The 13,941-nt window shown below is 69.0% G+C and carries 9 protein-coding genes and 1 riboswitch; of the genes, 6 read left to right on the forward strand and 3 right to left on the reverse strand.

What is annotated here, in order from left to right:
- A partial coding sequence (locus A5736_RS19270; RefSeq protein WP_175611339.1) for a type I polyketide synthase occupies positions 1 to 3,957 on the reverse strand: 3,957 nt, incomplete at its 3' end.
- A gap of 304 nt (positions 3,958 to 4,261) precedes the next feature.
- Between A5736_RS19270 and A5736_RS19275 the strand changes: the two genes are divergently transcribed.
- From A5736_RS19275 to A5736_RS27125, 6 genes are all read left to right on the forward strand, one after another.
- Entirely contained in the window at positions 4,262 to 4,840 is a 579-nt protein-coding gene (locus A5736_RS19275; protein WP_076122975.1) for a carboxymuconolactone decarboxylase family protein, read from the forward strand.
- A gap of 31 nt (positions 4,841 to 4,871) precedes the next feature.
- The gene (locus A5736_RS19280; RefSeq protein WP_076122974.1) at positions 4,872 to 5,999 is read left to right on the forward strand and encodes a nitronate monooxygenase; all 1,128 of its coding nucleotides are present in this window, start codon (positions 4,872 to 4,874) and stop codon (positions 5,997 to 5,999) included.
- Between the two features lie 65 nt (positions 6,000 to 6,064).
- A riboswitch (M-box (ykoK) riboswitch) is annotated at positions 6,065 to 6,247 on the forward strand.
- A 285-nt stretch (positions 6,248 to 6,532) separates the two neighbouring features.
- The gene (locus A5736_RS19285; RefSeq protein WP_076248034.1) at positions 6,533 to 6,775 is read left to right on the forward strand and encodes an Rv1535 family protein; all 243 of its coding nucleotides are present in this window, start codon (positions 6,533 to 6,535) and stop codon (positions 6,773 to 6,775) included.
- 218 nt (positions 6,776 to 6,993) lie between these two features.
- A complete protein-coding gene (gene ileS / locus A5736_RS19290) occupies positions 6,994 to 10,110 on the forward strand; it encodes an isoleucine--tRNA ligase (RefSeq protein WP_371328395.1) in 3,117 nt (1,038 codons plus the stop codon).
- A 134-nt stretch (positions 10,111 to 10,244) separates the two neighbouring features.
- Positions 10,245 to 11,255, forward strand: a complete 1,011-nt coding sequence (locus tag A5736_RS19295; RefSeq protein ID WP_076248037.1) for a hypothetical protein — start codon at positions 10,245 to 10,247, stop codon at positions 11,253 to 11,255.
- Positions 11,256 to 11,416: 161 nt separating this feature from the next.
- Positions 11,417 to 12,835 carry an RNA polymerase sigma factor gene (locus A5736_RS27125; RefSeq protein WP_076248039.1) on the forward strand — a complete coding sequence of 473 codons (1,419 nt, stop codon included), beginning with the start codon at positions 11,417 to 11,419 and terminating at the stop codon, positions 12,833 to 12,835.
- Here A5736_RS27125 and A5736_RS19305 read toward each other — a convergent pair whose 3' ends face one another.
- Together A5736_RS19305 and A5736_RS19310 are read right to left on the reverse strand one after the other, a co-directional pair.
- Positions 12,836 to 13,321 carry a hypothetical protein gene (locus A5736_RS19305; protein WP_076122969.1) on the reverse strand — a complete coding sequence of 162 codons (486 nt, stop codon included), beginning with the start codon at positions 13,319 to 13,321 and terminating at the stop codon, positions 12,836 to 12,838.
- Positions 13,321 to 13,890, reverse strand: coding sequence for a class I SAM-dependent methyltransferase (locus A5736_RS19310; protein ID WP_076248040.1), 570 nt, complete (start codon positions 13,888 to 13,890; stop codon positions 13,321 to 13,323). The genes A5736_RS19305 and A5736_RS19310 overlap by 1 nt, the downstream gene beginning before the upstream one ends.
- Between the last annotated feature and the right edge of the window lie 51 nt (positions 13,891 to 13,941).

A 13,941-nucleotide genomic window follows, 5' to 3' on the forward strand; every position in this document is an offset into this window, starting at 1 on the left:
AGAGACAGGCCGCCGCGCCTGTGCGTCGTCACCCGCGGCGCTCAGGCGGTGCTGGCCGGCGATGTCCGGCAATCCGCGGGCGATACGCACCACATGCTCCACGTACTCGCGGCCAAGCAGCGGGGAGTGGTCGTCGGAGTGACCGTTTTTGGGTCCGGCGAGGATCACCACGCCGGTGAATCCCGCTGCGCGCAAATGATTTTCGAGCTGCGCAGTGTTTGCCGCGTGGTCGGCGCCCTGCGGCCAGCACATCGTGGTGCATGGCGCGCCATGGTGTTTCAGCGCGTCGGTCAAACTGGTGGCCACCACGTCCGCAGTGGTGGTGGTGCTGATCAACAGCCACGCGCCGGGGTCGGCGTATTCCGCCTCGGGCAATTCCCGCTGCTGCCACTCGATGGTCAGCAGCCGCTCGTCGAGCACCCGCTGGTGGTGTGCGCTCTCCGGGACTCCGGAGCCCAAGCGGAGGCCCCGCACGACCAGCAGGATTGCCCCGTGCTCGTCGAGCACGTCGATGTCGGCCTCGATCCCGGTGGCGTCGGCTTTGGTCACCCGGGTGAAGCAGTAGCGGGCATTGCGAGCGGCACCGTATGCGCGTAGCCGCCGGACGCCCAGCGGCAACGCGAGCACCTGCCCGGCCATGGCCTCGACGTCGGGATGCGCCGCGACGGACTGGAAACACGCGTCCAGCAGAGCCGGGTGCATGCCGTATGCGTCTTGTTGCGAACGGATTTCGCGGGGCAGCGCGATCTCGGCCAGCACGGTGTCGGACGCCGTCTCGTCGATGTGCACGGCGCCCAGGCCGGTGAACGCCGGACCGTATTGAACGCCACGCTCGCCCAGGCGCGTGCGCACCGCGGCGCCATCCTCGCGGCGGCCATGCGCGGCCAGTAGCGCGGCAACATCGAGCGCGGGCGGTTGCCCATGCTCCGCGGCGGACAGGACCGCGGTAGCTTGCCGCGCTTGCTCGCCGCCCTGATTTGTCTCCACGGTGAAGTCGGCGACGCCCGGCGACGACAACGATGCCGAGGTGTCGACCGTGGTCTGCTCATCGAGCAGCAGCGCCTGCTCGAACACGATGTCGCGGACCTCGGAGGTCTCGCCCAGCACTGTCTGCGCGGCCATCAGCGCCATCTCGCAGTACGCCGCACCCGGAAGCACGGCGACGTTGCGGATCTGATGATCGCCTAGCCACGGTTGGGCGGCGGTGCCGACGTCGGCCTGCCACACGTGGCGCTCCGGTTCCTCGTGCAGGCGCACGTGCGGGCCCAACAGCGGATGTACCGAAACGGTGCAGCCACCGTGCGTGGGGGATTCCGGGCCGTCGTGGCTCAACCACAACCGGCGGTGCGTCCAGGTCGGCAGCGGCGCGTCGACCAGGCGCCCGGTCGGGTAGAGCACCGAGAAGTCCACCGCCGCGCCCGCACTGTGCAGATCCGCTACAAAGCCACGCAGCCCGTACGGCAGCGCTTGTTCGCGCCGCATACCCGCCAGAGCCGCCACCGGGACATCGAGGCTGCGGGCCGTCTGGTCGAGAGCGTGGGTGAGAAGCGGGTGCGGTGCCACCTCGGCGAAGACCCGGTGGCCGTCCTGCATGGCGGCTTGCACGGCCGTGGCGAACCGGACCATGCGGCGCATGTTGTCCGCCCAATATCGGGCATCGCACACCGGTTGTTCGCGCGGGTCGAACAGGGTCGCCGAGTAAAACGGAACCTCCGGTGTCCTCGGGTCGAGCTCTGCGAGCGCGTCGGTCAGGTCGTCGAGGATCGGATCGACTTGCGGCGAATGAAAGGCGACATCGGTGGGGACCTCGCGGGCCATGACGTCGCGCTGCTCCCAGGCCGTCACCAGCTCGCGAACCGTCTCGGCCGCGCCGGCGATCACCGACGACTGCGGCGAGGCCACGATCGCCACCACGACGTCGTTGATACCGCGGGCCATCAGCTCCGAAAACACTTGCTGGGCAGGCAATTCCACCGACGCTGTGGCACCGGCGCCGGCGACGCGGGACATCAGCCGCGAGCGGCGACAGATGACACGCACCCCGTCTTCCAGCGACAGCGCGCCCGCGGCGACCGCCGCCGCGGCCTCACCGAGTGAGTGGCCGATGACCGCGCCGGGGCGCACTCCGTACGCCCGCATGGTGGCCGCCAGCGCCACCTGCATCGTGAACAGCGTCGGCTGAATCCGGTCTTGACCCGTCACGACCTGAGGCGACGAGATCGCGTCGGTCACCGAGAACCCGGATTCGAGGGCGATCAGCGGCTCGGCTTGCGCGACCGTGGCGGCGAACACGGGTTCGTTCGCGAGCAACTGCGCGCCCATTCCCGCCCACTGCGAACCCTGGCCGGAAAATACCCACACGGGTCCGCGGTCGTCCCGTCCGACCGCGGGCTGATACGGCATGCCGCCATCGGCGACGTCGCGCAAAGCCTTGGTCAGCTCCGGCAGGGTGCTCGCGACGACGGCCGTTCGCACCGGGCGGTGCGCGCGCCGACGCGCCAGGGTATAGGCCAGATCCGGTAGCGCCACGTCGTCGTGTTCCTGCACCCACTCGGCCAGGCGACCGGCGGTGCGGTGCAGTTCCTCGGCGGAGGTGGACGACAGCGGGAACAGCAGTGGCGTCGCCGGTTCGGCCGGGATGTCCTCGGGCTCAACGGCTTCGGGGGCCTGTTCCACAATGGCGTGCACATTGGTTCCCGACAACCCGTACGACGACACCGCCGCCCGCCGGGGTGTGTCCGCCGCCGAGTTGGTGGGCCACGGCGTATTAGCCTGCGGCACAAAAAGTTCGGTCTCAATTCGGGCAAGCTCGTCGGGCAGGCGGGTAAAATGCAGATTCCGCGGAACCACACCGTGGTCAAGCGCGAGGATCGCCTTCATCAGCCCCAGCGTTCCGGAGGCGGCCTGGGCATGGCCGAAGTTGGTCTTCACCGACGCCAGCGCGCAGGGACCGTCGACGCCGTAAACCTTGGCCAGGCTGGCGTATTCGATCGGGTCGCCCACCGGCGTGCCGGGGCCGTGCGCCTCGACCACGCCGACCGTGCGGGCATCGACACCGGCCGCGGCCAACGCCGCCCGGTACACCGCGGTCTGCGCGGTCTCCGACGGCGTCGCGATGTTCACGGTATGACCGTCCTGATTGACGGCGGTGCCGCGCACCACCGCCAGGATCCGGTCACCGTCTCTTAGCGCGTCCGGCAACCGCTTGAGCAACACCACGACGCAACCCTCGGCCGATACGAACCCGTCGGCCTCGACGTCGAAGGCGTGGCAGCGTCCGGTGGGCGACAGCATGCCCTCGGCCGATCCCGAGGCGAACTTCCGCGGATCCAACGCCACCGTGGCGCCGCCGGCCAGCGCGAGGTTGCTTTCGCCATCGTGCAGGCTGCGACAGGCCAGGTGCACCGCGGTCAGGCCGGACGAACATGCGGTGTCCACCGTCAGCGCGGGACCGTGGAGCCCCAGCGTGTAAGCGATCCGTCCGGACGCCAGGCTGAAGCTGTTGCCGGTGAACCCGTACGGCCCCTCGGCGGTGTGCGCGTCGGCGGCCAGCAGTTGGTAGTCGCCATGCGTCAAGCCGACGAACACACCGGTCGGCGAGTCGGTCATCGCCTCCCGAGTGAGCCCGGCGTGCTCCATGGCCTCCCAGGAGGTTTCCAGCAACAACCGGTGCTGGGGGTCCATCGCCGTGGCCTCGCGCTCGTTGATCCCGAAGAACTCGAAATCAAAGCCGGCGACGTCATCGAGGAACCCGCCCCACTTCGATACCGACCGGCCCGGCACACCCGGCTCGGGGTCGTAGTAATCGTCGGCGTCCCAGCGGTCGGGCGGAACTTCGGTGACCAGGTCATCGCCCCGCAGCAACGCCTCCCAGAGCTGTTCCGGGGAGTCGATGCCGCCGGGAAGCCGGCAGGCCATGCCGATAACGGCAACCGGAGTGACCGGTGTGGCGCTCATAGTGGGCGACGAACAGGCCGAATCTGAGCGAGACGACATGCCGCTGCCTCCTGACGGCAACGGCTAACTAGCTTGTTCGCTGCTTGACGCAATACGTGGCCCCTCCCCGGCCATCGAGGGTGCCCACGTTCGCTCAATTGACGTTGCCCGGTGTCAGGAGCTTTCCCGCACGTCAGCCGCCCCGATAGCAGGGGCGACATTATTATCGGCGTGCGCAGCGCGCAGGGAATTCGCCGAACCGTTATCTAATCGTGATGTTCGTTGCTGGATCCTGAATCCCGCCCGTACGTGGAATGCTCACCCCATGACCACAGCCCGCGTGCCCGGACTGCCGCTCGGCGAGGCCAAAGCCGCCGCCGACGAGGCGGCCGTGCCGAACTACATGGCCGAACTGTCCATATTTCAGGTGCTGCTGAACCATCCCCAATTGGCGCGCGCCGTCAACGACCTGCTCGCCACCATGTTGTGGCACGGCGCCCTCGACTCACGGCTGCGCGAGCTCGTGATCATGCGGATCGGCTGGCTCACCGCATGCGACTACGAGTGGACGCAGCACTGGCGCGTCGCGTCGGGGCTTGGCGTGACGGCCGACGACCTGCTGGGCGTGCGCAACTGGCGCGAACACGACGGGTTCGGGCCCACCGAGCGGGCGGTGCTGGCCGCGACCGACGACGTCGTGCGCGACGGCGCGGTGAGCGCCGAGAGCTGGGCGGCGTGCGAACGCGAATTGCAAGGCGACAAAACGGTTCTCATCGAACTCGTCACCGCCATCGGTGCGTGGCGCATGGTCGCGTCGATTCTGCAGAGCCTGCAGATCCCGTTGGAGGAGGGCGTGGCCAGCTGGCCGCCGGACGGCCGCGCGCCCGGGTCCGCAATCGATTGACATATCCATCAGTAATTCCTAGCGTCGGGCGATGCGAACCAGAGTCGCCGAGCAGCTCGGCGTTGAGTTCCCGATCTGCGCCTTCAGCCACTGCCGCGACGTCGTCGCGGCGGTCACCAACGCGGGGGGATTCGGAGTCCTCGGGGCGGTCGCGCACAGCCCGCAACGGCTGGACAGCGAGCTCACCTGGATCGAGGAGCAGACCGGGGGCAAGCCCTACGGGGTCGACCTGTTGTTGCCGCCCAAGTACGTCGGAGCCGACCAGGGCGGAATCGACGCCAAACAAGTCGCCGCGCTGCTGCCCGAGGAGCACCGCGCGTTCGTCGACGACCTCCTTACCCGCTACGGCATCCCGGCGACCGCCGAGCCGCCGCGCGCGCCGTCCGGCGGCGGGCTCAACATCTCGCCCAAGGGCTACGAGCCGCTGCTCGACGTGGCATTCGGCCACGACATCCGGCTGATAGCAAGCGCGCTCGGCCCGCCCCCGGTCGACCTCGTCGAGCGCGCCCACGACCACGACGTGCTGGTGGCCGCGCTCGCGGGGACCACGCAACACGCGCGGCGGCATGCCGCCGCCGGCGTCGACCTGATCGTCGCGCAGGGCACCGAGGCCGGCGGGCACACCGGTGAGGTGGCGACCATGGTCCTGGTTCCCGAAGTGGTGGATGCGGTGTCGCCGACGCCGGTGCTCGCCGCCGGCGGGATCGCCCGGGGCCGCCAGATCGCGGCGGCGCTGGCCCTGGGGGCCGAGGGCGTGTGGTGCGGATCGGTGTGGTTGACCACCGAGGAAGCGGAAACCGCCCCGGTGGTCAAGGAGAAGTTCCTCGCCGCCAGCTCCTCGGACACCGTGCGGTCGCGGTCGATGACCGGCAAGCCCGCGCGGATGCTGCGCACGGCCTGGACCGACGAATGGGAGCGGCCCGACAGCCCCGACCCCCTCGGCATGCCGCTGCAGACTGCGCTGATCACCGAATACCAGGTGCGCATCAATCAGGCCGCCGCCCACCCGGGCGCCAAGGCGCGCGAGCTCGCCACCTACTTCGTCGGGCAGGTCGTCGGTTCACTGGACCGGGTGCGCCCGACGCGCTCGGTGGTGCTCGACATGGTCGAGGAGTTCATCGACACGATCGGGCGGCTGGAGGACCTGGTCGAGAAGTGAGCACCACGACGCGCCGGCGCACTCGCCCGAGTTTGACGGTCTTCCGCCCTTCGTGCATCATCGTGACGGCACCTCGTTAGGTGAGGCGTCTACACGAATACAGGCCACTGACCCCGAACGTCCAAAGACGCCCCGGGTCAGGACAGCTCCTCCTGGCTTAAGGGTTGAGCCCAGGTGGCTTCCGGCTCGGATTGTTTCCGGCCAGGACACGTCGTGTAGTGCCGAAGCTCTGACGAGTGGGGTGCGGATCTCCGACGGTCGTCGGTTTCTGTACTCCTTTGTGCGCGCAGGTCGTGCGGGTGGCCGCACGCATCGTTGCCGTTGAGGAGGTGAGGGACGTATGAGCTCCAGCGATAGTCCGGACCGAAGTCCGCGCTCCGTTCCGTCCCGATCCGGCCTCCGGCGCGACGCTCTCGGCTAGCCGTCGCAACGCCAATCGGCTTACCGGCCAAGCATTCTCGGATCGGAACCAGTACGGGACGGGACACGTCCATCCAGCTAGTCCTCGTTCGAATTCCGTCTAGGAGGCGACCATGACCGCAGCCCTGCCCGACGAACTGGCAACCGCGGCACCCAAGCCCGCGCTGACGGTCGTGCGCGCCGACACGCCCGTCCACGTCCCCGCGCCCAAGAAGGTGACCAGCCGCGTCGACGTGCCGATCCTCGGCCCGGGCGCCGACCCGCTGGTGAACGGCGCCGCCCGTCTGTTGAGCATTCCGCTGCGTCACGCCTACGCGGCGCTGTGGCGCGCGGGCGTGCTCGAAGTCCGCGCCTGATCCACCGGCTAGAATCGGCGCAGCGGCATCGATCCGGCCATCACCGGGGAGCCTTCGGAAGAACGGCCATTGCAGCCCAGTAGAACCGAACGGGTAGGCCCGTCATAGCCGTCACGAGCGGTCGCGCGGCAGCGCGGCAAGCGGGGTGGTACCGCGGCGCTCGCGCAGCTAGCGCGTCGTCGTCCCCGGCCTGAGAACTGGCACAGGGAGACGACGCATTGACCTACCCGAAGTTGGCCGCCGGGGCACCCGACTTCCCGGCGCTCGAACTCGAGGTCCTCGAGTACTGGGCGCGCGACGACACCTTCCGGGCCAGCATCGCCCGCCGCGACGGCGCCCCGGAGTTTGTGTTCTACGACGGCCCGCCGTTCGCCAACGGCCTGCCCCACTATGGGCACCTGCTCACCGGCTACGTGAAAGACATCGTCCCGCGTTACCACACCATGCGCGGCGCCAAGGTGGAGCGCCGCTTCGGCTGGGACACGCACGGGCTGCCCGCCGAGCTCGAAGTCGAACGTCAGCTGGGCATCACCGACAAGTCCCAGATCGACGCCATGGGGATCGCGGCGTTCAACGAGGCCTGCCGCGAATCGGTGTTGCGTTACACCGACGAATGGCAGGCGTATGTGACGCGCCAGGCCCGCTGGGTCGACTTCGACAACGACTACAAGACGCTGGACCTGTCCTACATGGAGTCGGTGATCTGGGCGTTCAAACAGCTGTGGGACAAGGGCCTGGCCTACGAGGGCTACCGGGTGCTGCCGTACTGCTGGCGCGACGAAACCCCGCTGTCCAACCACGAACTGCGGATGGACGACGACATCTACCAAAGCCGCCAGGATCCCGCGATCACCGTCGGATTCCGGGTACCCGACGGCGAATTGGCCGGCGCCTACTTGCTGGTGTGGACGACGACGCCATGGACGCTGCCGTCGAACCTCGCGGTTGCGGTCAATCCGGACGTGACCTATGTGCAGGTGAAGGCCGGCGATCGCCGCCTGGTGCTCGCCGAGGCGCGCCTGGGGGCCTACGCCCGCGAGCTGGGGGAGGAGCCTGAAGTACTCGGCACCTACCGCGGAGCCGACCTGCTCGGCACGCACTATGTGCCGCCGTTCCCGTATTTCACCGACCCAGAACCGGGACGGGCCAACGCTTTTCAGGTGCTGCCCGGCGACTTCGTGACCACCGAGGACGGCACCGGAATCGTGCACATGGCGCCGGCGTATGGCGAGGACGACATGGCCACCACCGACAAGGTGGGCATCGAACCGGTCACCCCGGTCGACTCGAAGGGCCGGTTCGACGCCACCGTCCCGGACTATCAGGGCCAGCACGTCTTCGACGCCAACGCCCAGATCATCCGCGACCTGAAGAACCAGAGTGGCCCCGCGGCCGTGAACAAGCCGATCCTGCTGCGCCACGAAACCTACGACCATCCCTACCCACACTGCTGGCGGTGCCGCAATCCGCTGATCTATCGCGCGGTGTCGTCCTGGTTCGTCGCGGTCACCGAATTCCGCGACCGGATGGTGGAACTCAATCAGCAGATCACCTGGTACCCCGAACACGTCAAGGACGGCCAGTTCGGCAAGTGGTTGCAGGGCGCCCGCGATTGGTCTATCTCGCGAAACCGCTACTGGGGCACGCCGATTCCGGTGTGGAAGTCGGACGATCCCGCCTACCCGCGCATCGACGTCTACGGAAGCCTCGACGAGCTCGAACGCGACTTCGGGGTGCGGCCCACCAACTTGCACCGGCCCTACATCGACGAGCTCACCCGGCCCAACCCCGACGACCCCACCGGTCGCAGCACGATGCGGCGGATCCCCGACGTGCTCGACGTGTGGTTCGACTCGGGCTCCATGCCGTATGCCCAGGTGCATTACCCGTTCGAAAACGGCGACTGGTTCGACGGCCACTATCCGGGCGACTTCATCGTCGAATACATCGGCCAGACTCGCGGCTGGTTCTACACGCTGCACGTGCTGGCCACCGCGCTGTTCGACCGTCCGGCGTTTAAAACCTGTGTGGCGCACGGGATTGTGCTGGGCTCCGACGGCCAGAAGATGAGCAAGTCGTTGCGCAACTACCCGGACGTCACCGAGGTGTTCGACCGTGACGGCTCCGACGCCATGCGGTGGTTCCTGATGGCGTCGCCGATCCTGCGGGGCGGCAACCTGATCGTCACCGAGCAGGGCATCCGCGAAGGCGTGCGGCAGGTCCTGCTGCCGCTGTGGAACGCCTACAGCTTCCTGGCCCTCTACGCGCCGAAAGTCGGTGCCTGGCGCACCGATTCGGCGCACGTGCTGGACCGCTACATCCTGGCCAAGCTCGCGGTGCTGCGCGACGAACTCAGCCGGTCCATGGACGTATGCGACATCTCCGGGGCCTGCGAGCAACTGCGCCAGTTCACCGAGGCACTGACGAATTGGTATGTGCGAAGGTCGCGTTCGCGATTCTGGGAAGAAGACGACGACGCGATCGACACCCTGCACACCGTGCTCGAGGTAACCGCGAGGCTCGCGGCCCCGCTACTGCCCCTGACCACCGAGATCATCTGGCGCGGGCTGACCGCGGAGCGGTCGGTGCACTTGACCGACTGGCCCCAGCCGGACGTGCTGCCCGCCGACCCGGAGCTGGTGGCCGCGATGGATCAGGTCCGCGAAGTCTGTTCGGCCGCGTCGTCGCTGCGCAAGGCCAAAAAGCTGCGGGTGCGCCTGCCGCTGCCGAAACTGACCGTGGCGGTGGAGAACCCGCGGCGGCTGGAGCCGTTCGTCGACCTGATCGCCGACGAGCTCAACGTCAAGCGTGTCGAGCTGACCGACGCGATCGACACCTACGGCCGGTTCGAGCTCACCGTCAACGCGCGCGTCGCCGGCCCGCGCCTGGGCAAGGACGTGCAGGCCGCCATCAAGGCGGTCAAGGCGGGGGAGGGCGTCGTCAACCCCGACGGCACCCTGACCGCGGGCCCCGCGGTGCTGCAACCCGACGAGTACAGCTCGCGCCTGGTCGCCGCCGACCCGGAGTTCACCGCGGCCCTGCCCGACGGGGCCGGGCTCGTCGTCCTCGATGGCACGGTCACCGCGGAGCTGGAGGCCGAGGGTTGGGCCAAGGACCGGATCCGCGAGCTGCAGGAACTACGCAAGTCGACCGGGCTGGACGTGTCCGACCGCATCAGCGTGGTGATGTCGGTGCCCGCGGAGCGAGCCGACTGGGCCCGCGCCCACCGAGACCTCATCGCCGGGGAGATCCTGGCCACCAGCTTCGAGTTCGGCGAGCCCGCCGAGGCGGCGGAGATCGGCGACGGCGTGCGGGTGGCGATCGCCAAGGCCTAGGACCGGGCCGGCGCCGGGGCCGGGAAAGGCTCCGCAAAAAAGTTCCGAAAAAAGTGTCCGGGTGACCACCGGCGGCTGCTCATACCTGTGAATGCGACCCAAAGGGGGCCGCGACCACAGTTAAGGAACAGGCCATGAGCACCATCGAAGACTCCCAGTCGGCTACCTTCAGGGCGGTCCCGCGCGACGACCTGACCGTCGCGGCTGCCCCGCACCAAGACCTGACCGTCGCCGCGAGCCCGCACGAGGACCTGACCGCCGCCGAGGCGTGGGCGTCGAGCCCGCTGGGCGATCCGGCGATCGAGGACGGATCTCTCCACACCCCCGCGCACGTCGAGGACCGCCTTACCGCGGAGTCCGAGGACGACCTCCCCGCGGAGCCCGCGCAGCGGCGATGGTGGGGAGCGAACGCGCTGGTGGTGGCGGCCGTGATCGCCGCGCTTGGATTGGTCGCCGGGTTCGGGGTGATGCTCGTCGCCGGGACGAGTCCGAAGCCCAAGCCGGCCGTCGTGGCTCCGAACTCCAGTGTCGGTTCGGTGGCGCCCCAGACGCCGAATGTGGCGCCACCGCCGCCGGTCGCCCCGGCGCCGGCCGCGGTCGTTCCCCCGGCCGACGCGGGTCCGGCAGGGCCGATCGTTCCCACCAACGTGAACGTTCCGGCTCCCGTCGTCACCGTGCAGGCGCCCCCGCCCGCCGACCCTGGCCCGCCTCCGGCCGACGGCCCGAGCGCGCCTCCGGTGATCGTGCCCATACCCATCCCGGTGCCCGTGTATCCGGATAACCCCAGCGGTGGCAACTCCGGCAGTGGCAACTCCGGTAGCGGCAACTCCGGTAGCGGCCAGTCCGGCAGCGGCAACTCAGGTGGCAAGCCCAGCGGCGGCAACTCCGGTAGCGGCCAGTCCGGTAGTGGCCAGTCGGGCAGCGGTCAGTCGGGCAGCGGTCAGTCGGGTAGTGGCAATTCGGGTGGTGGCAAGCCGAGCGGTGGCAACTCGGGCAGTGGCCAGTCCGGCAGCGGCCAGTCGGGTAGTGGTAATTCCGGCGGTGGCAAGCCGATCGGCCCCAAGCCGGGTGGCGGCATTCCGGTGCAATCGGCGCCAACGCAGTGCCTGGCCTGCCACCAACTGCCCCCGCAGAACAAGAAGTAGTAGTAGCGGTGAAGGCCGGACGGTATGGTCCGGCCTTCACCGTGCTCTCCCGCAAGAAATCTGACTAACCAGCGCCAACTCAGCAAAATGCGCGCACACTTAGCGGATGCGCCGGGCCCCGCGCGATGGGTCCCCGGCGCCGGATTGGCTGGAGCAACGTCATGACCGCACTGCCCGACTGGAATATGGCAGGCGACGCCGAGCTGGCTGGCGCGGCCGTCGCGGGCGACCGCGCCGCCTTCGCCGGAATCTATGACCGCTACGCCGACCGGCTGCACGACTTCTGCGTCGGCATGGTGCGCGACCGCGACGCCGCCGCCGACTGCGTGCAGGAGGTGTTCTGCACTGCGGCGGCCCAACTGTCGACGCTGCGCGACCCCGACAAACTGCGCCCATGGCTCTACGCCATCGCACGCAACGAGGCCCTGCGGTGTCTCCGGCTGCGTCGCCGCGAAAACGTCTCCGACGAGCTGCCCGAGGCGCAGTCCTTCGATGCCGGCCCGGATACGCTCGCACGCCGCACCGAACTGGCCGACCTGGTCGCCGAGGCCGCCGGCGGTTTGTCCGACCGGGACCGCACGGTGCTGGAACTGAGTTATCGCCACGGCCTGGACGGGCCCGAACTGGCGGCCGCGCTCGACGTCAGCCCCGACAACGCCACCAAGCTGGTGTCGCGCATGCGTGACATGGTCGAACGGTCGCTGGGTGCCTTGCTGGTCGCCCGCCGCGCGCAGCGCAATCCCCAGGGCTGCCCGGAGCTCGGCGCGATCCTGGCGAATTGGGACGGCAAGTTCACCGTCCTCCTGCGCAAACGTGTGGCGCGGCACATCGACTCCTGCAGCACCTGTGAGCGGAAGCGTCGCGACCTCGTCACCCCGGCCGCATTGCTGGGTGTGGCCCCGATATTCGTCGCGGCGCCCTGGTGGCTACGCGGACAGACCCTGACCAAGGTCCAGCTGACATCCGCCGACAGCCCCATGGGCGCGGACACCGGAGATTCGCACCCGGACGCGGCTACCGAAGCTCTCCACCAGCAGGGCGGCGCCGGCGCGGGTCAACCCGGCGCCGCGGCGAGCCGTCGCACGCGCCACATCCAGGCCGCCACGGTGCTGGCCGGCATCGTGTTCGTCGCCCTCGGATTGATGTTCCTGCTGCTGCACCACCAGAAAACCGCGGTGGCCCCGTCGGACGTCACGGTGAACACACCCCCGCCCGCCGGACCCAACACACCACCGGCGGCGATCACAGCGCCGCCGCCCCAAGCGCCGCCGCCGCAGCCGCACCCGAACAACCTGGGGCCGGTCAACCTGCCCCCGCAGCTGCCCGCCAACCCGCCGCCACCCGCGGCCCCGATTCCGAATTCCCCGCTCCCGCCGCAGGCCCCACCGCCGCCCGTCGTCGTGCCGGTGCCGCTGCCGGTTCCCCTCCCGCCGCCGGTGCGGGTCACACCCCCGAGCTATCCGGCCTCGCCGCCGACAACCACGACGACGATCCCCAAGCCGATCCCGCCGAGATACCCGCCGTCGTCGTCATCGCAGGTCCCCGTTCCCCCTCGGGGGCCGATCGGGCGCATCAACTGATCACGAACGCGAGCGCAGCGCGCGGTGGGCATGCGCCCAGAACGGCATGCCCGCTGCGACCGTCGCGCCTGTGGCGATGACGCCGATCGCGACGTCGACGCTCTCGCGCCCTTCGGTCGCCCAGTAGACGTCCTTGAGGTCCAGCAGCAGGGCCAGCTCGTCGACGATCAGTGCGTTGGCCGAGCCGAAAGCGACCGCGGCCGCCGGGTGGCGGCGTTGCTTCTCCGTCCCGCGCAGGCCGACCGCCGCCACCGTCGCCAGTAGCGCGATGCCGATGTTGTAGTGATGAAAGTGCTTGCCGCCCAGGCTGACACCGCCCCCCGAGGGACCGTGGCCCGCGCGGATCCAGTGGGTGAGGGCTCGCACCCCGACGAAAGTGACGGTGAACGACAACCACGCGAGAATCGTCGCCTGCTCGCCGGGTTCCAGCCGCTCGTCCCACTGGTGGCGCAGCCGGGCCAGTCGCGATGACGGCGCGTTTTCCATCAGGCGGCCTTGACCGCGCGCCAGCGCTGCCTGCCGGTGCCGACCTTGACGTCCACGTCGCGAAAACCCGCGGCGCGCAAGCGATCCGGCAGCGTCTCCGGCGGAATCGGATTGCAGGTGTCGCGGAAATGCAAGATCGAAAGCACCACCGACGGCACGCCGTCGCTGCCGGCGAAGACGCCGCCGGGCCGGAGCACCCGGAACGCCTCGGCGAACAACCGGTCCTGCAATTCCGCGGTCGGGACATGATGCAGCATGGTGAACGACACCACCGAGCTGAACTCGTTGTCCGGCAAGCCCGTATCGGTGCCGTCGCCGTTGATGATGCGGGCCCGATCGCCGTAGAGCCGCTGCAGCCGCTGTGCCATCGGGGCATCGATCTCAACCGCGGTGAGCTTTGGCGTCTTGTCGACCAGCACCCGTAGGAATGCGCCGTATCCGGGTCCGATCTCCAGCGTGTTGTCGCCCAGTTCCACGTCGGCGAGCACGGTCGGCAGCAGGTGGGTTTCCACTTCCTTCGCCCAGCGGTTCGAACTGCAGCACCACCTATGGCAGAGGTTCATGGCCATGTCACCGACGGTAGACCAACAGCCCCAATAGCATCGAGGGTTGTGGAGTCC

The organism is Mycobacterium sp. SP-6446, from assembly GCF_001954045.1.
Lineage (GTDB): Bacteria > Actinomycetota > Actinomycetes > Mycobacteriales > Mycobacteriaceae > Mycobacterium.

Bases quoted from the DNA above. Each gene is read 5' to 3' on its own strand.
- A5736_RS27125 (WP_076248039.1), top strand. From the start codon at position 11,417: ATGACCGCACTGCCCGACTGGAATATGGCAGGCGACGCCGAGCTGGCT.
- A5736_RS19285 (WP_076248034.1), top strand. From the start codon at position 6,533: ATGACCGCAGCCCTGCCCGACGAACTGGCAACCGCGGCACCCAAGCCC.
- A5736_RS19280 (WP_076122974.1), top strand. From the start codon at position 4,872: ATGCGAACCAGAGTCGCCGAGCAGCTCGGCGTTGAGTTCCCGATCTGC.
- A5736_RS19310 (WP_076248040.1), bottom strand. From the start codon at position 13,890: ATGGCCATGAACCTCTGCCATAGGTGGTGCTGCAGTTCGAACCGCTGG.
- A5736_RS19305 (WP_076122969.1), bottom strand. From the start codon at position 13,321: ATGGAAAACGCGCCGTCATCGCGACTGGCCCGGCTGCGCCACCAGTGG.
- A5736_RS19295 (WP_076248037.1), top strand. From the start codon at position 10,245: ATGAGCACCATCGAAGACTCCCAGTCGGCTACCTTCAGGGCGGTCCCG.
- A5736_RS19275 (WP_076122975.1), top strand. From the start codon at position 4,262: ATGACCACAGCCCGCGTGCCCGGACTGCCGCTCGGCGAGGCCAAAGCC.